Raw genomic sequence first — 21,069 nt, 5'->3', positions numbered from 1 at the left:
TGGGCGGCGGCGGGCAATCCACGGGTGATCCACCGTCTGCCCCGAGTTGATGGCTGCGGACGGCCAGCGCTACGCAGGCCCAGACGCGTCCATCCGCGAGGCCCGGGCCAGTGCTTGCGTGTCGACATATTCCCGGATGTTGGTCAGCCTGCCGTCCCGAACCGTGATGGCGAAGATCCAGTCGTCCTCGAACGTCTTGTTCGTAGCTTTTATCTTTCCCCTCGCGAAGCCGACAACGAAGACCCGGTCTCCTTGCGCTACGAACTCCCGGGGTTCCGTGGATGTTTCTATCGACTTGGATGCCGTCTCAAGCAAATCCGCCAGCCCGGCGTGTCCGTGGCGCGTTCCCGCCAGCGGCCAGTGCTCGCCCGGAATGATCCACTCGATGTCTTCGGCGACCAGCGTCAGCAGAGCCTCCCTGTCGCCGCGGCCGATTGCGGCGAAGAAGTCCCTCACGGTCTGGATGTTCTTCTCAATGCTCATGGGAATTTCTCCATTTCGCTTGGATCGGACCGCGCTCGATCCGCCCCGTGCATCGTGGCCCTGCCGGTTGGCACGTCGTGTTCATCCGTCGAACTTGACCAGGTCCTTAAAGATCAGAGGGCCCCAGCCATTCCCGCGTGCCTGGACGAGCAGCCCACCTTCCGACAGCCCGCCAAGTTTGATCGGCGAGAAACCAAGATTTTCCGCGAGCGCAGCAATCTCCGCTGCGGCAGCGTCATCGTCGCTCGCCAGGAACACGACCCGCCTGCCGCCATGCACGGCCGGATCCTGATCGAGGGTGGCAGCGATCAGATGGTTGAAGCCCTTGACCAGCCTTGCCCCGGAGAAGGCCTGGGCAACGAACCCGGAAGAAGGCTGTCCTCCCAGTTCATCAGGAGGCACGCCGTAGGCGTTGGTCACGTCGACGATGGTCTTCCCCTGCCACGTTGGGAGCGCCTTCGCGACATCCGGATGGGACTCGAAACGGACAGCCAAAAAGATGATGTCCGCCTTGACTGCGTCCGCCAGCCTTTTGGGAGTGACACCGGGTCCGATCGCGGCCGCGGCGCATGCAAAGCTCTCTGGGTCGCGCGTGGTTGCGACGGATACGTCGATCCCACTTCGGGCAAATGCCCTGGCCAGGGCCTGGCCGATATTGCCGAAGCCGATGATTGCATAGGTCATGATGTCTCTCCGATCGCGTCTGATGTCGGGGGTCAGACTTGCGCCAGCCCTCCGTCGACGGCGAGATCCACGCCGGTGATGTAAGAACTGTCATCGGAGGCAAGGAACGTGACGGCAGCCGCGACTTCCTCTGGCTGGCCCCTGCGACCCATGGGGACCTGCGAGGCAAATTGGGCGACCGCTTGCTCGGCTTGCTCAGGGGTAAGGCCCGTCGTTGTCGCCAGGGCGGGAGTCTCGATCGGTCCCGGGCTCATCGTGTTCACCCGGATCTTGCGATCCTTCAGCTCCAGTGTCCAAGCGCGCGCGAAGTTGCGCACAGCCGCCTTGCTCGCGGCGTAAGCGCTGAACCCGGGCAACCCCATCACGTTCGAAACCGAAGAGGTCAGGATAATTGAACCGCCGTCCCGGAAGAGGGGAAGGGCCTTCTGCACCGTAAAGAACAGCCCCTTCACGTTCACGTCGAAGGTCTGGTCAAAATGAGCCTCAGTCGCCGCCGCGAGCGGAGCGATTGTTCCGGCGCCCGCGTTTGCAAATAGAATATCGATCTGACCATGTTTCTCCTTCACGACGGCATAGAGCCGGTCCAGATCGTCCAGGCGCGACACGTCGCCGACGACCGTCGTAACGTTTTCCTTGATGACGGCAGCGGCCTCCTTCAGCTCTTTCTCGCGTCGCCCGGTGATCACGACGTGTGCGCCTTCTTCCACGAAGCGCCTGGCCGTGGCCAATCCGATCCCGCTGCTTCCGCCCGTGATGACTGCGACCTTACCTTCAAGTTTTTTCATGATGTTTGTCCTTCGTTGTGCGTGGGCCAGGCATGGCACCACACAGGGGTCAGAGTTGCGCCAGGCCGCCGTCGACGGCGACCTCGCTGGCGGTCATGAAGCTGCTGTCCGACGATGCGAGAAAGGCAGCCACGGCCCCGATCTCCGCTGGATCGGCCATGCGCTGGAGCGGAGTCATCGCGCCGTAGGCCTTCTGGCCCTCCTCGCCCAACGCCTCCTTCGCGAGTTCGGTCGCCGTCGCCCCGGGCGACAGCACGTTTACGCGGATGCCGGTGCCCTTCAGGTCTTCCGCCCAGGTCCGCGCGAGGTTGCGCACCGCCGCCTTGCTCGCGCTATAGGCAGTGAATCCCGGAGCGCCCGTGGTGCCGGCGCTCGATCCGGTCAGGATGATCGAACCGCCCGGGCCCAACAGCGGCAACGCCTTCTGGACCGTGAAGATCGTACCCTTCACATTGGTGTCGAAGGTTTCGTCAATGTGCTCGGCGGTGATCTGGCCGAGCTCAAGCGGGCTTCCCGCCCCGGCATTGGCGAAGACGATATCGAGGCTTCCGCGCTCGGCCTTCACCGCCGCGTAGAGGCGGTCGAGGTCGTCCTCCTTCGAGACCGAGCCCTTCACCGCCCGGGCATTGGACCCAAGCTCGGCCACAGCCTCGTCGAGCGCTTGCTGCCGGCGGCCGAATATGAAGACAAAGGCGCCCTCCTCGATGAAGCGTCTTGCTGCGGCGAGGCCGATACCGGTGGCGCCGCCCGTAATGACGGCGGTCTTTCCATTTAATCTTGTCATGTCGTGCAGTCCTCGTTCGCCGTCTCGGGTCTTTGGCTGTACGGGGAGGTCCCCCGAGAGCCTCAACATGGGTTCGCTGGAGACTGGCGGTGAGTGCGGAATCGCGCACATCGGTGGTGCAAAAACGATCCAGTCAGCCGATTGAACGCCGCGGCGTTCGCGTGCACTACAGCTCAGCTTGTTAGAGTGGGCTTCGGAAGGCGCAGCTGGCGGCGCGGGAATGCACCATGATCGACTGGGATGACGTTCGCCACTTTCTTGCCGCTGCGCGCGGCGGCTCAGTGCGGGCCGTCGCCGGGCGCCTTGGAGTGAACCACGCGACCGTGCTGCGACGCATCGCCCAGCTCGAGGAACGCCTCGGGGCGCAGATGTTCGAAAAGCTGCCTTCGGGCTACCGCCTGACGGCTGCGGGCGAGGAGGTCCTCGAGCTCGCCATCCAGATGGAAGCGTCGTCGCAGGAGCTGGAGACGCGCGTCTTCGGGCGCGACCAGAGCGTGCGCGGGCTTCTGCGGGTGACACTGGCACCGACCCTCGCGACACACCTGCTCATGCCGGACCGCCGGCCCTCCGACACCTCCATAGCGCCATACAAGTGTAAAACGTCGCATCCGAGATGCCCTGCTTGCGACACAGCTCAGGCGCGGACAATCCCGCCTGATGCTCCTTCAGGATGCCGATGAGGTGTTCGTCCGAGAACCTCGATCGTTTCATGGCCCGTCTGCTCTGTCAGAGAGCAGGCTAACCTCAAAGCGAGGACTTTTCAGGGGAGCAGGTCACCGGCACACTTCGGGGGCCCCTCGCCCGGGCGCACGTGCGTGAAATGACCAGCAAACCCGGTCCAGGCCTGTACGTCCGTCAACAGGTCGGGAACCTAGGGGACGCGTGGGCGGTCGGCCGGGTGTGCCTGACGAAACCGTGCAGGCGATTCAAGCCTTGTCGAAAACGGACAAGACGCCGGCCGGGATTTGCAAGGCACTGAAAATCAGCCGCAGCACGTTCTACAAGTTCGCGGCCAAACGGCAGGCATAAACCGCGCATACATATATAAAGAGTGCGCTCATTCGCGCCGTGCCTGTCGCACTTTCGCGACGACTTCGGCAATTGCAGCGATTACTGCGTCGGGCCGCTCCAACTGCACGACGTGGCTTGAATCGCGCAAGGTCTGGTGAGTGCTGTCGCGCGACCACGCGGTTTGCTCGTCCTGCATCTTCGCCCACGCGGCCTCATGGCGTTCAAATTGCTCCCGGCCCATGCCGGCGACGGCCTGCTGGTCGGCACTGTAATCCTGCCACTGCTTGGCGTGGGAAAGGACGGCTAGCGGCCGGCTCCCTAGATCGCGAAAGGTGCCGGCCTGCTGGAGGATCGCCGGCATCGCTACGGCCTCGTCAAGCGCGGCGCGCAGCGACGGCGATTGATAGGCGGCGACCTCGGCCGCTACGCGGTCGGGTAGCTCTGGCAGTTCAGGTGCAGGCAAGAGCAACCGGGGCAGGCCCGTCCATGCAACGTTCGCGATTGCCCGAAACAGGAAGGGGGCCGGCTCGTCCACAACGCCGGAGGCGTCTTCAAGCCGTGCGATCTGGTCGGGGTGCGCGCTATCGACAAGCACGACGCCGGCAACGTCGGCCGGGTGGTGCTTGGTGTAGAGCATGGCGAGAGGACCGCCGAGAGACGCGCCAACCATGACATAAGGGCCGTGCTCATTCGTTGCGGCCAGTGCCTTTTGCAGATCGGCGACGATGGCCTCGCCATCGCGCGGAAGCGGGCCGGGGTCGCTCCACATGAGGCCTGCGCGATCATAGGAACAAATGCGGGTAGTCTGCGAGACGGCTTGCATCACGGGATACCAGAGCGTTGATCCGCTCGTGTCCGCGCCAGCCTCCAAGATGACGATCGGCGAGCCGTCGCCCCTGCAATCGATGTGGATACGGCGGCCGCCAATGTCGGCCAGCTTGCCGGGCGGCGGGAACGCCGTGGCGGCATCCCGGCGTGCGATAGCTTCATACGCTGCGCCAGAGGCCAGCAGCACTGTGGCCGCCAAAAGCGCGCCGACGCCAATACGACGGGCAACGCGCCCGCGACCAATCCGCCGCACCAATGCTCTCTTTCCGATCCGCCAAAGTAATCGCGGGCGCGATCTGTGTTTGTTGTTTCGCGACTGCTAATCGCAGTCAGTAACGGCCCTATGATGGCCATACCGGGCATTGCCCACAGCTAAACCCGCCGGCCCTTCGATATGTGATGTCTTCGGGCCGGTGGGCGGCTCAACAGCGCTGGCCGTGGACAATGCAGCGTGGCGACGTCGACCAGCTCGCCGGCGTCGCCACGCTGGCGAAATGAACCGCGCCGGGTTTGCCGAGGGCTCCAACTCCTGAGAAGGTGGAGCCCGTATGAGCAAGACAACGAACAAGTTCTCGCCTGAGGTGCGTGCCCGCGCGGTGCGGATCGTACTGGATCATGAGGCCGAGCATCCGTCCCGTTGGGCGGCGATCATGTCGATCTCGGCCAAAATCGGCTGCACGGCGCAGACGCTGAACGAGTGGGTGAAGAAGGCCGAGGTCGAGAGCGGCCGCAAACCTGGGCTGACGACGGACGTGGCGGCCAAGCTAAAGGCTGTCGAACGCGAGAACCGGGAGCTGCCGCAGGCGAACGAGATCCTGCGCAAGGCGTCGGCGTATTTTGCCCAGGCGGAGATCGACCGCCGACACCGGTCATGATCGCTTTCATCGACGATCACCGCAGGGCCTATGGGGTCGAGCCGATCTGCAAGGTGCTGCCGATCGCCCCGTCAACCTATCGTGAGTATGTCGCCAAACGGATCGATCCGGGGAAGCTGTCGGCTCGGGCGAAGCGGGACCTGGAGCTGAAGCCGCAGATCGAGCGTGTGTTCGGTGAGAACTTCGAGGTCTATGGCGCGCGCAAGGTCTGGCGGCAGATGTTGCGCGAGGGGTTCGACGTTGCCCGCTGCACGGTCGAACGCCTGATGGCCGACCTCGGCCTGCAAGGTGCCATTCGTGGCAAGCCGATCCGCACGATCACCCAGGACAAGGCCGCACCGTGCCCTCTGGACCATGTCAACCTGGTCTTCCATGCACCGGCGCCAAACCGGCTCTGGGTCTCGGACTTCCCCTACGTCTCGACCTGGTCGGGCTTCGTCTACGTCGCCTTCGTGATCGATGCCTATGCTCGGCGGATCGTCGGTTGGAGGGTGTCGCGGACAGCCCATGTGAGCTTCGTGCTCGACGCGTTGGAGCAGGCTGTGCACGAGCGCCGACCTGTGCACCGGAGTGGCCTCGTGCATCATTCCGACAGAGGTTCTCAATACGTCAGCATTCGATACACCGAGCGCCTCGCCGAGGCCGGTATCGAGCCCTCCGTCGCTAGTGTGGGCGACAGCTACGACAACGCTCTCGCCGAGACGATCAACGGCCTCTACAAAGCAGAGCTCATCCATCGGCGCGGACCATGGCGAAGCTTCGAGGCTGTGGAGTTCGCGACGCTGACCTGGGTCGACTGGTTCAACAACCGCCGCCTGCTGGAACCTATCGGCAACATCCCGCCGGCCGAAGCCGAAGAACGCTACTACGCGACGCTGGATGACCCAGCCATCGCAGCCTGACTCAAACCAAACGGCCTCCGGCGAACCCGGGACGGTTCACCCTGGGCCCGATCGGCCCCATCGTTGGCGGAGTAACGTGAGAGTTTGGCGGTTTGATCTGCGGCTACCTAGTTTTGTCGTGACTTCACATTGCCACCGCGACAGAGCCGCCTCTAATCCTGGAAGCTGGCGCAGGCTTTACGCAGCCAGTCGGCGAAGTCCGCAACCTTCCTTCTGGCATCCTCCTGGGCCGGATAGAATGCAAAGTAGCCAAAGCCGCTCGACACGACCCGATCGAATGGAGTCACCAGATCGCCACGCCTGAGATCCTCTACTGCCATGCCCAGATCTCCGGTGACGACGCCCAAGCCAGCGGCGGCGGCAGTAAGGGCAAAATCATGGGTATCAAAAACCTGGTGGCTGAAGGCCTTGAAATTGTATTGCTCCTCCGCCCGCAACCAGAGCACCCAATCGCTGTGGCGCACATTCGAATGCAATAAGGTGAACTGAGACAGGTTGTGCAAATCGGCGGGTGACCCGAGAGCGGCGGCCAGGCCGGGAGCACACATCGGCGTCAGGCGTTCCTCCAACAGAGGAATAACATCCATTCCCGGAGATGTGCCGTTGCCATAGGTTATCAGCATGTCCACATCGCCAAGACCGAAGGTCGGTCGGATGAACCAGGCCGTGTCGATGTTGATACTCAAGTCCGGATGCGCCTGCTTGAGGAGTGGGAGGCGTGGAAGCAGCCACCTGCGCGCAAAGGTTGGGGTCATGCGCACCGTCAATGTCCGTGACTGGGCCCGCAAGGCTTCGAAGGAGTTCTTGAATGACAGGATCATGCTTTCGACTATGGGCAGCAACGCCTGTCCCTGCGCTGATACGACGACCTTCCGCGTATGTCGCTCGAACAAGCTGCAGCCGAAATAGTGTTCCAATTGCTGAATCTGCCGGCTGATCGCACTTTGGCTCAGATTCAGTTGCTCTGCCGCCAGTGTAAAGCTGCCAGTTGCCGCGACCACGGCGAAGGTTTGAAGCGTCTGCAGGGGCGGCAGGCGATTGGCGTCGATCTTGTGCTCCAATTTACCCCCGTTGGCTCAAAGTCCCTGTCGGTAATCCTCGACCATAGGCAAAGCCTGCGCTCTTCAAAAGAGCGCAGGTTCCAGACTTGAAGCTGGATCTATAATCAGGCCAGCATTGCGCGGACCAATGCGATCTGGCGGCGGACCTGTCCGGGCGCCGTTGCGCCGGTATGGTTGCGGCTGGCGACCGAACCTTCCACGGTCAAGACCTGATAGACATCGTCGCCAGTCACAGGCGCAAAGCGACGCATGTCGTCCAGAGAGAGTTCCGACAAGGTTCCAAGCCTCTTCTCCCGGGCCAGTCCGACAATGGCCGCCACTGCATGGTGAGCATCGCGGAACGGCAGGCCGGCGCGAACCAGATAGTCCGCAAGGTCGGTTGCAGTCGAATAGCCCATGTCCGCGGCAGCGAGCATCTTGTCCTCATGTACCTTGATGCTGCGTATCATCTTCGCGACCACGGACACGGCGCCGCGCGTCGTCTCCAGCGTATCGGTGAGCGGTGGCTTGCATTCCTGCTGGTCCTTGTTGAAGGCGAGCGGCAGGTTCTTGTTGAGCGTCACGGCAAAGCTCAGATTTCCGATCACGCGTGCCGCCTTGCCCCGAACCAATTCGGCAAGATCGGGATTGCGCTTCTGAGGCATGATGGACGAGCCGGTGCAGAACTGGTCGCCGACCTCAACGAAATCGAACATCGGCGTGCACCACATGATCACTTCCTCGCAAAAGCGGGAGAGGTGAACCATGATCAGGGCGCCAGCATTGGCGATATCGCAGATGTAGTCGCGATCGGATACCGCATCCAGCGAATTGCGGCACACGCCAGCAAAGCCGAGAGCCTGGGCGCTGTATTCGGGATCGATGGGATAGCCGCTGCCGGCCAGGGCAGCCGCCCCCAGCGGCGAGACGTTGAGCCTGTTGCGAGCCTGGCCGACGCGCTCGAGATCGCGCAGGAACATTTCGGCATAGGCCATCAGATGATGGCCGAAGGTGATGGGTTGCGCGACCTGCAAATGGGTGAAGCCCGGCATGATGGTCGCAGCATGCCGCTCGGCAAGATCGACGAAGGACGCGATGAGGACCTTGATCTCGCCGACGAGCGCGTCGAGTTCGTCACGGGCATAAAGGCGGATATCGGTAGCATTCTGGTCGTTGCGCGAGCGGGCGGTATGGAGCCTCTTGCCTGCATCGCCGACGAGCTCCGTCAGGCGCTGCTCGACGTTCATGTGAACGTCTTCCAGTTCCTTCTTCCATGCGAAGGTGCCTGCACGCATCTCCTGCGCGATCGCCGCAAGCCCGCTCTGGATGACCTCGTTGTCCGCCGGCGAGATGATCCCGGCACGCGCGAGCATGTTGGCATGGACCTGCGATCCAGCCACATCGTGCAGGGCAATACGCTTGTCCTGATCCAGGCATTCGTGGAAATCGCGGAAGTCGGCGGATACCGGCTCCTTGAACAGAGGAGACCAGGTCTTATCGGTGGGCGTCATCATGCCTTTGTTCCTGACAGTGGAATTGCGGAGGACGGATGCTGGAGCAAAGCGGTCAGGCAATGAACGGTCGGCTGACGCTCCAGATTCAGAACGAAGTCCCGGATTGTGCCGCTGCGTTCGAGCCCGACGACGCTGGTTGCCAGGCCGGTGAACTTGGCGATCACTGCCTCATCGGGCATCGGGTTTGCCGGGCTGCCCAACGGTTCGGCTATCATCTCGACGAAGCGGCGGCCGTTTCCGGTGGTGACGACGATCACGGGCTCGGCATCATCACTCATGGCTGGGTCGGCTTCGACCTGCGTGAGCGACAACCAGTGCGCGATGTTGGGATGCGTGCGGGCCTTCTCCTCGAGTTCGGCCAATGTCACCTGCCCATATTCGAGCGCGGCTGCCAGGGCATATGGCAAGCTCATTTGGGCATCGGCCCGAGTGGATATCGATTTCCCGCCGCACATGCCGATCTGAAAAGCGCTCATACGCACGTGGATCGCCGCGATGTCTTCCGGCGCAAGTCCGTCCCGACCGAGAACGAGCCCGATGGCGTCGATGGCCGAATGCGTGCCGCGGCAGGTGGCGTAGGGTTTGATCGAGCAGCGGTTCAAGCGCCAATTCTGGCCGAAATCCGAGACCAGTAGGCTGGTATCGCTGATGTGGCGTGCGAGCGTCGGAAAGAAACCTCCCCAGCATTGCGCGTCGAAGATTGCAGCTGGGCCGGTCAACGAAGCGGCGGCAAGCCTTGCCGCGATCAAACCACCTTCGGCCGCGCGTCCAGCGTGGAGCTTCTTGGCCTGGCTGCCGTCCCGAATGAAGGCCCAGGTTCCTCCGGCGTAGGAACAGGCCAAGCCGAGGGCCGAGGTCAACTGCGGCGTATCGAGGCCGAGGAGCATGCCGGCCGCCGCGGCGGCCCCGAATACACCGCAAGTGCCAGTCGAATGCCAGCCCAGGCCGTTATGGGCCTCATAGCCACCCGAGGCTTCCAGCACGCGACGTCCGATTTCGTAGCCGATCAGAACGCTCTGCAGGAAACGGGCGCCATCGACGGGCGCTGGAACATCGCTCAAGGCGGCGAGAACCGCGGGGAGAACGACCGCACCGGAATGATCGCATCCGCCGCTGTCGTCGAGCTCGAAAGCATGGGCCGACACGCCGTTGAGAAAGCTCGCAGTCCGGCCGTCCAGCATGAGGCTGGTTCCCCACACCGGAGTGCCGCCGGTGTCCCGCGTCAGGCCGAAGGCTTCGATCACCGCACGTGTTTCCAGCGAAGCCGACCCCGCCAAGGCAGCACCGAGCGTGTCGAGGATATGGAGTTTTGCCTTGTGGATGGTGGCAGCGGGAAAATCCGAAAACCGAACCTCCCCGATCTTGCGTGCCAGATCCGTGGCCAAGGATTCACTCATCGCTGGCCCCTTCCTTCCAATAAACCTCGAAGACTTCCAGCGGATGTTCCGGAGACGGCAGCGATGCCTGCCCCACCACCCAGGCCGCGAGTTCTCCTGCCGTCGTCAGCCACACATCATCATGGCAACGCACGTGACGCAGCAGGTCTTCGAGAATGAAGATGCGGCCAGGTGTGCCCAGCATTTCGGGACGTATCTGCAGGACGTAGCACAGGCCATGGCGCCGATAGGCATCGAACTCGGTGATCCAATTGTGCAGGACGCCGTCATAGGAGGCGATGCGACCAAGGCCCTTCGGGAAGGGCGGCGTGAAATTGAACTGGAAATACGGGCGATCCTCCAGCTCTACATGTACGGGGATCTCGACCAGCGAGGAACGGTGCAGATAGGGCAGATCGTCGCCGTTCAGCGATGCCGACCATTTGAAGCCTGCATCGACCAGGCACCGGTCGAAATGCCGCGGCCACCTGCCTTGCGGCAGACGAAAGCCGTCGGCCTGGCGGCTGGTAATGTCTTCGATGATGGCGCGGGAACGAAGCAGGATTTTCGCCTGCTCTTGCGCCGAAAGCTGTCCGAAATCTTCGAAGGCCACGCCGCGACAGGCGACCTCATGTCCGTGGGCGACCTGCCGCATCAACCCGGCATGTTTCTGGGCCACCACCCCCGGAACGAACCAGCTGGTTCGCAGCGCCAGTTCATCGAAGAGTCCCAGGAAGCGATCGACGCCGCGCCTGGCGCCATACTCCCACACCGAGAAGCTCTTGCTTCGGGCTTCCAGATCGGGAGCCCGGGCGATGGCATCCAGGCCATCGTCAAACAATACGGTCACCACGACGGCGCAGGATTTGCCAGCCGGCCACGGAAAGCATCTCGAACTATCGTCATCTTCTGAAATGTTCATGTCATGCAATCGCTTGGGCGGAAAAGCCATGCTGATCGAGCCACCACTGCGCGACCTCATGGCAGCGGGCGATCCAGACGTCGTCATGGGCCCGGATCGCCTCGAACAGGCCACGCAAAATGGTCAAGCGGCCGGGCTTTGCGGATACCTTGGGATGGAAAATCGTGGTCCAGCACAAACCGTCGCGGTGAAAACCCTCGAATTCGGCGCGCCAATTGCGCTCGACCACACGAAAGTCGGAGATGCGATCGAGACCCGCGGGAAAATCCGGATCCTCGAAATAGGCAAGCGCCGTATAGTCGTCGATGTCCCATCGTGCGGGAATCTCGACGAGCCCCGGCTTGCCGTCCGGCGAAGGATGGAAATAGGGACGGTCGTCTCCTCGCATCGAGCTCGAATACACGACGCCGAAATCGCGCAGAAGAGCAGCAGTCTGCGGGCTCCAGTCGCCCGACGGCGTGCGAAAACCGACGGGCACAGTGCCGAGCCTCTCTTTGAACACGGTCGCGGAGCGATGCATGATCTCGAGCTGCTGGTCGAGCGTGCAGTCGATAAAGACCTCGTGACGATGGCCGTGATAGGCGATTTCATGCCCTGCGCGCAGGATCGCTTCGCATCGCGCCGGCCAATGCTCGACCACCCAGGTGGGAATGAAGAACGTGGCGGCGAGGCTATAGTCTTCAAGCAGCCCCAGCAGGCGCGGTACTGCCCGCCAGGGGCCATAGGCGCCTTCGGTGAAATAGCGAAGATTATCGCGCAGGCTGCCGTCGAGCATGGCATCGCCCGTCGGTCCGTCTACATCGAAGGCTAAGGCAACGGCAGATCGTTTGCCGCAAGGCCAGGAGGGGCGCTTACCGCTATCGGAAAGGGAGTTCGACATTTGAATATGACCGTCGAGCGGCGCCAAACGGCGGGGGCCCTGTGGCATTTTACCAGGGCCGCCGGCCGCCTGCCCGGTCGCTATTTCACGCCATTGATGACGGCCTTCTCCACGGCATTGTGGTTTAGGCCCCATTTCTTCAGAAGGTCGGCATAAGTGCCATCCTTGATCAGTCCGTCCAGAGTCTGAGCGACGGCGTCGCGCAGGGCCGTGTTCGATTTCTTGAAGCCCATGCCGAAGACGTCATTGGTAAGGATCGGCTCTCCGACCATGACATAGGTGTCGGGCTCCACGCTCATCTGATAGGCGATGGTCTCGACGCCCTGAACAACCGCATCGTAACGGCCCTGACGCATGCCAAGACGAGCCGCGTTAGAGTCGGCCGTGCCCTCGAACTGAACGGCCGGCTTGCCCTTGCCGACACAGTTCGTCTCGCTCCAGGCCTTCACATTGTCGGGAAAGGTGCCGGTCCGGCTCCCGGCGATCCTCTTGCCGCACAGATCCGTATTGACCTTATACTTGTCGGCATTGGCCTTGGTGGTGAAGAAAATCGGGCCGCTGGTGATGTAATCCACGAAATCCATGACTTCCTGGCGCTTTGGATTGTCGCTCATGCCGGAAATGATCACATCACCCCGCCCGGTCTGCAGGCCGCTCTGCAACTCCGCAAAGGCTGAGCTGATGAAGATGACCTCCAGACCGAGCTTCTTGCCGATGGCATTGGCCAGGTCGACGTCGAAACCATCCTGCACACCGCTCTTCTGGTTCACGAATTCCATCGGCGGATAGATTGGGTTGATCAGGACACGCAGCTCGCCCTCGGTCTTCAGGTTGAGCTTATTGTCCGCGAAAGCGCTGGTCGCGGCGAGCATCGCCGCAACCACTGCCATGAGCGACAAACCCTTCATTATGTTCTCCTCTTTCATGTTTGTTGTCATAGAACCGCGGAAACAAAGGTCTTCACGCGGGGATTCTGCGGGTTTTCCAGGATCTCGGTCGGCGTGCCGCAGGCCACGATGGTGCCCCGATCCATGAACAGCACGCGGTCGGCGACTTCACGGCAGAAGCCGATCTCATGGGTGACCACGATCATGGTGGTGCCGGACTTGGCCAGTTCCTTCATGACCCCGAGCACCTCGCCCACCAGCTCGGGATCAAGCGCCGAGGTTGGCTCGTCGAACAGCATCGCCTCCGGCTTCATGGCGAGCGCGCGCGCGATCGCCACGCGCTGTTGTTGGCCTCCGGAGAGTTCCGAGGGATAGGACCCAGCCTTCTCGGCCAGGCCGACACGCCGCAACAACGCGTGCGCCTCCTCGCGGCAGGCTTCGGCATTGCGCTTCTGCACCTTGATCGGACCTTCGGTGATATTCTCAAGGACGGTCTTGTTGGGGAACAAATGGAAGCGCTGGAACACCATGCCGACGGCCTGGCGCTGGCGCGCAATGGCCCGGTCGCCGAGCGGATAAAGCTTGTCATCCTTGCGGCTGTAGCCGGCAATCTCGCCATTGACGACGATGACGCCGTCGTCGACGCTTTCGAGCTGGTTGATGCAGCGCAGGAACGTGCTCTTGCCGGAACCGGAGGGGCCGATCACACACACGACCTCGCCCTTTGCGATCTCGAAGTCGATGTCCTTGAGGACCTGGAATTGACCGAAGGATTTCTGAACACCTTTGACGGAGATCACCGGGGTCATTTCGCCACCTCTTCCGTCGGCAGGTTCGGCATCGGCCCCTTTGTCTGATTGCGACGACCCCAGCCGCGCGAGAAATAGCGCTCGATATAGATCTGGATGCCGCTGAGTATGGTGACGACGACCATGTACCAGATGGTGGCAACGATCAGCAGTTCGATTACCCGTGAGTTGGCGTAGTAAACATCTTCCACGCTGCGCAGCACCTCGGAATATTGGATGACACTTGCCAGCGACGTTAACTTCACCATACCGATGGTCTCGTTGCCGATAGGCGGCACGATCACGCGCATGGCCTGCGGCAACACGATGCCCACCATGGCACGCAACTTTGTCATGCCGATCGAAAGAGCCGCTTCCGTCTGACCGCGGTCGACGGAAAGCAGACCGGCTCGCACCACTTCAGCCGTATAGGCACCTTGCTGGATGCCGAGTCCGAGCAGCGCCGCCACGAACGGCGTCATCACATCGACCGTATCTACGCTGTAGAGGCCGAAGAAGCTGATGGTGGGAAAGATCAGAGCGAGATTGAACCACAGGAGCAGTTGCAGAAGGGTCGGCGTTCCACGGAAAAGCCAGACATAGCCGCCGGCAATGGCCTGCAGCACTTTATTGTCGGACATGCGCATCATCGCGGCGGCGATGCCGAGCGTAACGCCAAGCGCCATGGCGCAGAAGGTCATGACGATCGTCCCCACCACGCCAAGCAAGACGGGCGGGGAGAACAGATATTCTGCGACATAAGACCAAGCAATATCGCCAGTTCTGAATGCATTCCCGATAAAAACAAGCGTCAAGATACAAAGAAATGCAAGTAGAGTTGTACCATACTTCCTCGGCTTGACGATCGTCAGCCGATCGCCACCCTGCAAGGGCGCACCATTCATGCACAATCCCCATTCTGGTGTTCGCCAGCTTATTGTGGACGCTGACTTTATTTTAGTTTCAGAAGGAGATTACGCCGAGCGGATGTCGCAATACAAACGAGTTATGGACATGGAATTAATGCGTGAGTTGCATAAATTATATGCCGTTCACGGCAAATGTGTACGTACTTCTGTTTAATCGTCGCGATCGTACTATCAGGGGAAAGAGCTGGCTCGGAGAATCTGCACAGTTGGTATAAGTGGAAAGTCAGCCTGAAGGCGGCATTGGATGCCGGCAACGGGAGCGATGATGACGAGGCGGATCCGACGGAACCATGCAGGGGCTTTCAAGGCGAAAGTGGCCCTTGCAGCGATCAAGGGCGAGAAGACGCTGTCGGAATTGGCTCAGCAGTTTGACGTGCATCCGAACCAGATCACGACGTGGCGCGCACAACTTCTGGAAGGGGCCGCTGGATTGTTTTCTGGCGACACGAAGGTCGAGGCCGCGCCGGTGATCGATGTGAAGCGTTTGCATGCCAAAATTGGAGAGCTGACGCTGGAGAACGATTTTTTAGAACAGGCGCTCGGCAAGATCGGCCCGTCAGCGAGCGCAAAACGATGATCGACAAGAGCCATGACCTGCCTGTCACCCGCCAGGCCAAGGCGCTCGGGATCAGCCGGGGCAGCGTTTATTACCTACCTCGCTCCGTATCCTCCGGCGCTCTGACGCTGATGCGGCGCATTGATGAACTGCACCTCAACTATCCGTTCGCCGGCAGCCGGATGCTGCAAGGACTTCTCAAGGGCGAAGGCCACTGCGTTGGCCGGCTCCATGTTCGGACGTTGATGAAGCGAATGGGGATCGAGGCGATCTATCGCCGGCCCAACACGTCAAAGCAGGCGCCGGGGCACAAAATTTATCCCTATCTCCTGCGCAAGCTGCCGGTCATCCGACCCAACCAAATCTGGGCAATGGACATAACATATGTGCCGATGGCGCGCGGCTTCGTCTATCTTGCGGCGGTCGTGGACTGGTTTACCCGCCGGGTTTTGTCTTGGCAGGTATCGATCACCATGGACACGGCCTTCTGCCTGGAGGCGGTCGAGGAAGCACTTGCTCGCTGCGGCAGGCCGGACATTTTTAACACCGACCAAGGCTCGCAGTTCACCAGCAACGAGTTCACCGGTCTGCTGATCAACAACAAAATCCAGATCAGCATGGATGGAAAAGGGGCTTGGCGAGATAACATCTTCGTCGAACGGCTCTGGCGTACAGTCAAATATGACGAGGTCTACCTCAAGGCCTATGCCAGTGTCGCCGAAGCCCGCGCATCGATCGGCAAATTCTTGAATTTTTACAATACCGTCAGACCGCATTCGTCGCTTGACGGACAGACACCAGATCAGGCCTACTTCAACCCGCCAATGCCAATCGAGGCGGCGGCATAATCAGGGCTGAAATCCACTTATAGACCCCTCGGAAACTGTTCAAACAAACCGAGCCAGCTCTGAACGCGTCGAAGCCGCGACACAGGCGGGTCAGCAGCAGGGTCTCACGCGGAGATCGTCGTTGCGCAAACCACTTGTCCAGCGACAATGACGTTTGGGGTCTCAAACGCAAAAACCGCCCAGGTCGGTCAGATCAGGACGGTTATTGATTTATGATAAAACTGGTTGCGAGGGCAGGATTTAATCATTACTCGCGATCATTGCAGGCGCACTGTGGCGTACTAGAAATCCTGCTTTCCGATGATCATAGAGGATTATTTCGTACTGCAGCCTAGCATCTTCGTATTCGAATATCGAATGTGGCGGCACACCTCTCCCGTCGGTCGCTTCGCCTGTACACTCACCTGTTGTCAGACCATCGCAGACCCGGTTGAAGCACAAACTTGGGGTCATCGTGCGGCGGCGAGCGATGACCTACGCAGGGCGGTCTAACGATCTTGTTCGCAGCTATGGACTACCCCTATCAACACCGGATTTGCCTACGCACTACATCCCCCTTTCGACGGAAATATGCTTCACTTATTGAGCTGTCCGAAACCGACCGGTATGGCGGCCGCCATCGGACGGTGCCGAAGGCGCCTTGACTGACTGGCTGTCGACCACTGCCGCCGAGGGGCTCTTCTCGCGCGCCTCCCGCTCCCGGCCGAGCATCAAGGCCACGTCGTGGATCGTGCGGAACAGCAGGCGGCGCACCAAGCGGCGAACCCACCAATAGACTGTCTGCCAGGGTTGGGGGGTCCTTGGGCAACATACTCCAACCTCCGCCGGAACGGGCCAGATGCCGCAAAGCGTTCAGCACCTCGCTCACGTCAATCGATGGCTTGCGCGCTTCGGCGGCAGTTGCAGCAACGAGGATCGGCCACACGGTGCCATTGGCAACCAGCCGCCAATCCTCCTGCAAAATCCCCACGGAATACCCAGCTCACCGCCGTGATTGGAAGCCGGAAACTCTACCCTCCGGCGGTCCAGCAAATGGTCACGAATCAGCGGCGCTTGTAACTGACGGGCAGGCTCATGCCACTCCATCTTCACGGACCCTCGCAATCTCCCAATTAACATGACAAGGCCCGTTGAAAGACATCTCTTTGCGGCTCAAGCGTGTCTTGACCCAGGTTTGTCTCCATCAACCAAGCATCACGAATGATGGGCATTCCGGCAGCCGAAGGTCGACGCCAACCACAGCCGGCCTTCTTGTCACCGCCGCCAAGGCCCCGCCGTCTACCGTGCTCGGCTCGCGGCATCAGTCCTGAGCCCATCAGAGCGGAACCACCCATGAAAGCCCAGCCGCACGTCACATCAAATAGCGGCGGGCGAGATCCACTGTCCGCTCAACGAACATCGGCGTCAGTTCCTGAGCGGTTTGGGTTTCCCTACGCGTGTGTACCCAGCTGAGATAGGTGATGCTGCGAAGCAGGAGGAAGAGCGGCAATTGCGCGTCAGTAAGGGGGTGGGCAGAGCGATAGCCTGCGACTAAGGCGCTGGAGACTGCGTCATAGCCGGGCGTGTCCAGATAAAAATAGAGAGCCGTTGCCAGTTCGAACATATGCCAGCCGAAGCCGGCATCGTCGAAATCGATCAGCATGAGCGCGCCGTCCGCGTGCAGGAGATTCTCAGGAACGAAGTCCGCATGGACCAGGCCGTAGACTTTCATCGAGCGACCTATCACCGCCAGCTCCGCTTCTGCCTTGCGACAGGCAGTGTCGATGAGATCGCGATGGCCGATCAGCGCCGGAAGCTCCCGGAACCGCCCCCAAAAGGGGCCTTGACCGATCAATCCCTGTGTATCCCACGCATGACGTGCGAAACCGTCGGGCATCTGCCAGGTTTCGCTAAAATTGTGAAGGCGCGCTGCGAACGCGCCCGCCTTGACGTAGTAGCCGCAAAGATCTTCCGTCGCACAGGAAGCGATATCTTCGATGCTGCCGACCGGTCGGCCGCTGAGCTATTCAAGCATATCCACCTGCATGACCGGCGCCCCCGGCAATTCGACCTTGACGAAGAGAGAGCCGTCGCGTGCCGGGATAATGCCTGGAACGGGGATACCGTTTTCTGCAAGAGCGGACATCCACTGCAGTTCCGAACGCAATTCCGCGTCCGAGTGGTACCCTGGGCGGTGAACACGCAGGGCGAAACGCTGTCCGGCATCGTTGCACACTGTGTAAACCGCGTTTTCGCGATACTTGACTAGCGTCATGTGCTAGAATCTACCGATCCAGCTGAAAAGGGCTGTTTCGGCCGCTTTGTTCATGGTTGCGAGTTGCTCGTCGAGAACGTGCGTAACGGTTTCGGTCATTGTCAGCCTCAAATCTTTGCGATGGCGTCGTCGAGTGTTGAAAGCAGCAGATCGGCATTCTCGATCGAGAACTGCAGCGGCGGACGCATCTTCAGGATGTTATCGTGCGAACCGACCTTGCTGATCAGAACGTCACGATCGCGCATGAGATTGATGAGGCGTTTGGATTCAGCCACCGCGGGGCCTTTGCTCGTAGTCAGGAACTCCAGGCCGAAGAACGGCCCCCTACTCCTCACGCTGCCGACAAGGTCATGGCGCTGCGCCAGCAGCTCAAGGCGTTGCTGTAGATAGGCTCCCACCCGGCGCGCGTTGCCCGTCAGATCCTCGTCTTCAATGACCTCGAGCATGGCTGTGCCGACGGCGGAAGACAGGGGATTGCCCGCAAAGGTGTTGAAATAGAGCGCTTTGGCGGCGAAGGCATCGACATAGTCTGGTCTAGTGACCAGTGCCGCTAACGGATGGCCGTTTCCGAGCGACTTGCCCATGGTAACGAAGTCGGGAACGATATCAAAAGCCTGATACCCCCACATGTGATCGCCCATACGGCCGAGGCCAGGTTGAACTTCATCGGCGATGAACAAGCCGCCAACCGCGCGGACGTGAGCGACAGCTTGTTCAAGATAATCTTTCGGCAGAAGCGGCAGGCCCTCAGTCGAAAAGATCGTGTCGAACAGGATCGCCGCCGGCTTGTAGCCTGCGGCCTGCGGCTTGCAGCGAGCGTGCCGCCTCTCCCACGCGGTCGGCATAGTCGCGCACGACGTCCTTCGAATCTCCTTCGAGATGGCGCGGTCTGGTTGCGTTGCAAATTTCTGGGAATGTGAAAGACAGCGCTCCATCGGACGGATTTAGGTGGCAATGGCCTCGAACTGTTCCTTGAGAGAGGAGGCAGGGTTGAATGCGAAACGACCCTGGCGCTTGCGCATCATGTGAACCATCGCGATGCCGGCCGATGTGACGGCGACTAAGAAGAATGACTTGAAGCCCAACATAGGGCGTACTCGGCGTTTGATGCGACGATGATCCTGTTCAATCCTGTTGTTCATATATTGGCTCTTGTGGATGCGGATCCCCTTCAATGCTCGGTGAGATCGACCCTGCAAACGGCTCTCGGCATCGCAAGAGATAATCGCTTCCCGGTTGGCCTGGCTCCCGTCGATGACGATACGATCGGGTCGACCATGGCGCTGCAAGCGCCTTGCGCAGAAAGCGCTTTGCCGCCAGCAGATCACGGTGCCGACTGAACCAGAATTCAACGGCGTCGCCGACGCTGTCGATGGCGCGGCAAAGGTACATCCACTGACTGCGGAGCTTGATATAGGTCTTGCTGCTCCGCGCTGCCCCTCGGGTCGTCCATGTGCCACTTGCTTCCGACCTGACGTTTCCGATGGTTGAACCGGCGCAGCAACGCAGGCGAAAAATGAACGACCCAGCGCTGGATTGTTGAATGGTCGACGCTGATGCCGCGCTCGGCCATCATCTCCTTCAGATCCCGCAAGCTCAAGCCATAGGCAGGATACCACCGCACGCATAGCAGGATCCCAGAGCAATCGAGATGGCGGCCTTTGAACGTGAAACACGCTCCGAAAAGGGAGTTGGCCTCATGGCATCAGAAGGTTTCCAGAAAGCCTGCAACCCAACCAACAGGTCACCACGTGCACCTGTGTCACTTCTCGAAATAGATGCGACCCGATCGAAACAGCTGCGACCCGATCCGAGCAAGGATTCGCGGCCTTTGCCCAGGGGCGGCGCGCCCACCGGCAACCTCGAAAGAGCGCTCTGGGAACAAAACATCATGCCAAGCAACTCAGCCCATTTTGGCAAATTGCCGTCCAGGCCCCAGCAGTTCAATCCTTTCAAGCGCGGCCGCGCTTAGGGCGCACGATCTGCGACTGGAATATCTCGAACTCGATCCGCGCTCGGATCTGCACGGCGCCGCCGCGCACGATCACGAAGTGTCCCCCAAACACCACGATCCGTCATTTAGACGGGCACCATGCGATATTGCAAAATCCAAGGATTTTGAGAAATATATGTCTTGTCATGCCCAGGTAAGAAAATTAGGCTTCCGTAGGGAGAATCGATGCTACGACTTCATTTTATCGCCTACCTGTTTGGATTCTGGTTGTGTTCTATTGGCACCGCTTCGGCCGCCCCCCAGCTTAAGCGTTTCGTCTATACCGGTGTTTTTAGTTCTGGATCTGGTATGGCTGGCTCGGCCGTGGAAAAGGATAGACGGTCGATCTGCCTTCTTGAGGCTGACATCCCGGCCAAGGCGAGCGCTCAGAGACATTGCTCGCATAACGAAACCTGCGAAATCGTCGCGATGATCCGCGTAGATGGCGACGGGCGCGTGGTTGAGCGGGTATTGTCCATCAACGGGCGTGCGGTGCCTAATGCTGAGGCCGGCCTGAATAAAGGCGATGCGTCCACGACAGATCAAGCCGACGAGCAAAGCTGCCCCGCCAGGGCTTTCAAAGCTTTTGCGGAAAAAGTTCATAGGCCGCATTACTGGCTAGAGGAGCCGCCCATATAAGTTGGGTTCATCGATATCGTGACTGTGAATAACTGATTTTGCAGATCTGCACGTCGCCGACGAAGCTTGACGACCAATAATAGGAGGGTTG

General features: G+C 60.5%; 17 protein-coding genes, 5 pseudogenes and 1 other annotated feature. Of the genes and pseudogenes, 4 read left to right on the top strand and 18 right to left on the bottom strand.

Annotated elements, in window-relative coordinates:
• Positions 1-69: 69 nt before the first annotated feature.
• The 4 genes from ACR9ZN_RS01045 to ACR9ZN_RS01030 all read right to left on the bottom strand — a co-directional run bounded on the left by ACR9ZN_RS01045 (position 70) and on the right by ACR9ZN_RS01030 (position 2,736).
• Positions 70-483, bottom strand: a complete 414-nt coding sequence (locus ACR9ZN_RS01045) for a nuclear transport factor 2 family protein (protein ID WP_481271075.1) — start codon at positions 481-483, stop codon at positions 70-72.
• Between the two features lie 81 nt (positions 484-564).
• Entirely contained in the window at positions 565-1,167 is a 603-nt protein-coding gene (locus ACR9ZN_RS01040; RefSeq protein ID WP_481271074.1) for an NADPH-dependent F420 reductase, read from the bottom strand.
• Between the two features lie 32 nt (positions 1,168-1,199).
• On the bottom strand, positions 1,200-1,952 hold the full coding sequence (locus ACR9ZN_RS01035; protein ID WP_481271073.1) for an SDR family NAD(P)-dependent oxidoreductase: 753 nt from the start codon (positions 1,950-1,952) through the stop codon (positions 1,200-1,202).
• A 49-nt stretch (positions 1,953-2,001) separates the two neighbouring features.
• Positions 2,002-2,736 carry an SDR family NAD(P)-dependent oxidoreductase gene (locus ACR9ZN_RS01030; protein ID WP_481271072.1) on the bottom strand — a complete coding sequence of 245 codons (735 nt, stop codon included), beginning with the start codon at positions 2,734-2,736 and terminating at the stop codon, positions 2,002-2,004.
• 227 nt (positions 2,737-2,963) lie between these two features.
• Here ACR9ZN_RS01030 and ACR9ZN_RS01025 point away from each other — a divergent pair.
• Positions 2,964-3,293: pseudogene (locus tag ACR9ZN_RS01025) on the top strand (LysR family transcriptional regulator); the annotation flags it as partial.
• On the opposite strand, the pseudogene ACR9ZN_RS01020 reads toward ACR9ZN_RS01025, so the two are convergent.
• Positions 3,293-3,447 (bottom strand): annotated as a pseudogene (locus ACR9ZN_RS01020) (transposase); the annotation flags it as partial. The pseudogenes ACR9ZN_RS01025 and ACR9ZN_RS01020 overlap by 1 nt on opposite strands.
• Positions 3,448-3,793: 346 nt before the next feature.
• Positions 3,794-4,828, bottom strand: a complete 1,035-nt coding sequence (locus ACR9ZN_RS01015) for an alpha/beta fold hydrolase (protein ID WP_481271928.1) — start codon at positions 4,826-4,828, stop codon at positions 3,794-3,796.
• Positions 4,829-5,123: 295 nt separating this feature from the next.
• Here ACR9ZN_RS01015 and ACR9ZN_RS01010 point away from each other — a divergent pair.
• Positions 5,124-6,352, top strand: a protein-coding gene (locus tag ACR9ZN_RS01010; RefSeq protein WP_481271071.1) for an IS3 family transposase whose coding sequence is annotated in 2 segments (ribosomal slippage) — positions 5,124-5,412 and positions 5,412-6,352 — 1,230 coding nt in all. Because the reading frame shifts where the segments join, the coding sequence is not laid out codon by codon here.
• Positions 5,405-5,521, top strand: a sequence feature (AL1L pseudoknot). (Overlaps the previous gene by 117 nt.)
• A gap of 152 nt (positions 6,353-6,504) precedes the next feature.
• On the opposite strand, the gene ACR9ZN_RS01005 is transcribed toward ACR9ZN_RS01010, so the two are convergent.
• The 8 genes from ACR9ZN_RS01005 to ACR9ZN_RS00970 all read right to left on the bottom strand — a co-directional run bounded on the left by ACR9ZN_RS01005 (position 6,505) and on the right by ACR9ZN_RS00970 (position 14,664).
• Positions 6,505-7,413, bottom strand: a complete 909-nt coding sequence (locus ACR9ZN_RS01005) for a LysR substrate-binding domain-containing protein (protein WP_481271070.1) — start codon at positions 7,411-7,413, stop codon at positions 6,505-6,507.
• Positions 7,414-7,517: 104 nt separating this feature from the next.
• Positions 7,518-8,906 (bottom strand): argininosuccinate lyase, encoded by a 1,389-nt coding sequence (gene argH, locus ACR9ZN_RS01000; RefSeq protein WP_481271069.1) that lies wholly within the window; start codon positions 8,904-8,906, stop codon positions 7,518-7,520.
• The gene (locus tag ACR9ZN_RS00995) at positions 8,903-10,303 is read right to left on the bottom strand and encodes an MmgE/PrpD family protein (RefSeq protein ID WP_481271068.1); all 1,401 of its coding nucleotides are present in this window, start codon (positions 10,301-10,303) and stop codon (positions 8,903-8,905) included. The genes argH and ACR9ZN_RS00995 overlap by 4 nt, the downstream gene beginning before the upstream one ends.
• Positions 10,296-11,204 carry a polysaccharide deacetylase family protein gene (locus ACR9ZN_RS00990; RefSeq protein ID WP_454818571.1) on the bottom strand — a complete coding sequence of 303 codons (909 nt, stop codon included), beginning with the start codon at positions 11,202-11,204 and terminating at the stop codon, positions 10,296-10,298. The genes ACR9ZN_RS00995 and ACR9ZN_RS00990 overlap by 8 nt, the downstream gene beginning before the upstream one ends.
• Position 11,205: 1 nt before the next feature.
• Positions 11,206-11,979, bottom strand: a complete 774-nt coding sequence (locus ACR9ZN_RS00985) for a polysaccharide deacetylase family protein (protein ID WP_481271067.1) — start codon at positions 11,977-11,979, stop codon at positions 11,206-11,208.
• A 185-nt stretch (positions 11,980-12,164) separates the two neighbouring features.
• Positions 12,165-12,992 (bottom strand): ABC transporter substrate-binding protein, encoded by an 828-nt coding sequence (locus ACR9ZN_RS00980; RefSeq protein ID WP_481271066.1) that lies wholly within the window; start codon positions 12,990-12,992, stop codon positions 12,165-12,167.
• 26 nt (positions 12,993-13,018) lie between these two features.
• On the bottom strand, positions 13,019-13,780 hold the full coding sequence (locus ACR9ZN_RS00975; protein WP_454818577.1) for an amino acid ABC transporter ATP-binding protein: 762 nt from the start codon (positions 13,778-13,780) through the stop codon (positions 13,019-13,021).
• Positions 13,777-14,664 carry an amino acid ABC transporter permease gene (locus tag ACR9ZN_RS00970; RefSeq protein ID WP_454818579.1) on the bottom strand — a complete coding sequence of 296 codons (888 nt, stop codon included), beginning with the start codon at positions 14,662-14,664 and terminating at the stop codon, positions 13,777-13,779. Before ACR9ZN_RS00970 ends, ACR9ZN_RS00975 begins: the two co-directional genes overlap by 4 nt.
• A gap of 289 nt (positions 14,665-14,953) precedes the next feature.
• Here ACR9ZN_RS00970 and ACR9ZN_RS00965 point away from each other — a divergent pair.
• Positions 14,954-16,092, top strand: a protein-coding gene (locus tag ACR9ZN_RS00965) for an IS3 family transposase (RefSeq protein ID WP_481271927.1) whose coding sequence is annotated in 2 segments (ribosomal slippage) — positions 14,954-15,241 and positions 15,244-16,092 — 1,137 coding nt in all. Because the reading frame shifts where the segments join, the coding sequence is not laid out codon by codon here.
• Positions 16,093-16,707: 615 nt separating this feature from the next.
• On the opposite strand, the pseudogene ACR9ZN_RS00960 reads toward ACR9ZN_RS00965, so the two are convergent.
• The 4 genes and pseudogenes from ACR9ZN_RS00960 to ACR9ZN_RS00945 form a co-directional block, all read right to left on the bottom strand.
• Positions 16,708-16,960 (bottom strand): annotated as a pseudogene (locus ACR9ZN_RS00960) (transposase); the annotation flags it as partial.
• A 483-nt stretch (positions 16,961-17,443) separates the two neighbouring features.
• A pseudogene (locus ACR9ZN_RS00955) lies at positions 17,444-18,346 on the bottom strand (phosphotransferase enzyme family protein).
• A gap of 107 nt (positions 18,347-18,453) precedes the next feature.
• Positions 18,454-19,191 (bottom strand): aminotransferase class III-fold pyridoxal phosphate-dependent enzyme, encoded by a 738-nt coding sequence (locus ACR9ZN_RS00950; RefSeq protein ID WP_481271065.1) that lies wholly within the window; start codon positions 19,189-19,191, stop codon positions 18,454-18,456.
• Between the two features lie 99 nt (positions 19,192-19,290).
• A pseudogene (locus ACR9ZN_RS00945) lies at positions 19,291-19,982 on the bottom strand (IS6 family transposase).
• A 543-nt stretch (positions 19,983-20,525) separates the two neighbouring features.
• Here ACR9ZN_RS00945 and ACR9ZN_RS00940 point away from each other — a divergent pair.
• Complete coding sequence (locus ACR9ZN_RS00940) at positions 20,526-20,978, top strand: hypothetical protein (protein WP_481271064.1); 453 nt, start codon at positions 20,526-20,528, stop codon at positions 20,976-20,978.
• The last annotated feature ends 91 nt before the right edge of the window (positions 20,979-21,069 follow it).

The organism is Labrys sp. HAY1-8F (genome assembly GCF_056754975.1).
Note: the sequence above shows the minus strand (reverse complement) of the source record. Positions and strands in the feature narration are given on the sequence as shown.

Bases quoted from the DNA above. Each gene is read 5' to 3' on its own strand.
- ACR9ZN_RS01045 (WP_481271075.1), bottom strand. From the start codon at position 483: ATGAGCATTGAGAAGAACATCCAGACCGTGAGGGACTTCTTCGCCGCA.
- ACR9ZN_RS01040 (WP_481271074.1), bottom strand. From the start codon at position 1,167: ATGACCTATGCAATCATCGGCTTCGGCAATATCGGCCAGGCCCTGGCC.
- ACR9ZN_RS01035 (WP_481271073.1), bottom strand. From the start codon at position 1,952: ATGAAAAAACTTGAAGGTAAGGTCGCAGTCATCACGGGCGGAAGCAGC.
- ACR9ZN_RS01030 (WP_481271072.1), bottom strand. From the start codon at position 2,736: ATGACAAGATTAAATGGAAAGACCGCCGTCATTACGGGCGGCGCCACC.
- argH (WP_481271069.1), bottom strand. From the start codon at position 8,906: ATGATGACGCCCACCGATAAGACCTGGTCTCCTCTGTTCAAGGAGCCG.
- ACR9ZN_RS00995 (WP_481271068.1), bottom strand. From the start codon at position 10,303: ATGAGTGAATCCTTGGCCACGGATCTGGCACGCAAGATCGGGGAGGTT.
- ACR9ZN_RS00990 (WP_454818571.1), bottom strand. From the start codon at position 11,204: ATGAACATTTCAGAAGATGACGATAGTTCGAGATGCTTTCCGTGGCCG.
- ACR9ZN_RS00985 (WP_481271067.1), bottom strand. From the start codon at position 11,979: ATGCTCGACGGCAGCCTGCGCGATAATCTTCGCTATTTCACCGAAGGC.
- ACR9ZN_RS00980 (WP_481271066.1), bottom strand. From the start codon at position 12,992: ATGAAGGGTTTGTCGCTCATGGCAGTGGTTGCGGCGATGCTCGCCGCG.
- ACR9ZN_RS00975 (WP_454818577.1), bottom strand. From the start codon at position 13,780: ATGACCCCGGTGATCTCCGTCAAAGGTGTTCAGAAATCCTTCGGTCAA.
- ACR9ZN_RS00970 (WP_454818579.1), bottom strand. From the start codon at position 14,664: ATGAATGGTGCGCCCTTGCAGGGTGGCGATCGGCTGACGATCGTCAAG.
- ACR9ZN_RS00950 (WP_481271065.1), bottom strand. From the start codon at position 19,191: ATGCCGACCGCGTGGGAGAGGCGGCACGCTCGCTGCAAGCCGCAGGCC.
- ACR9ZN_RS00940 (WP_481271064.1), top strand. From the start codon at position 20,526: ATGCTACGACTTCATTTTATCGCCTACCTGTTTGGATTCTGGTTGTGT.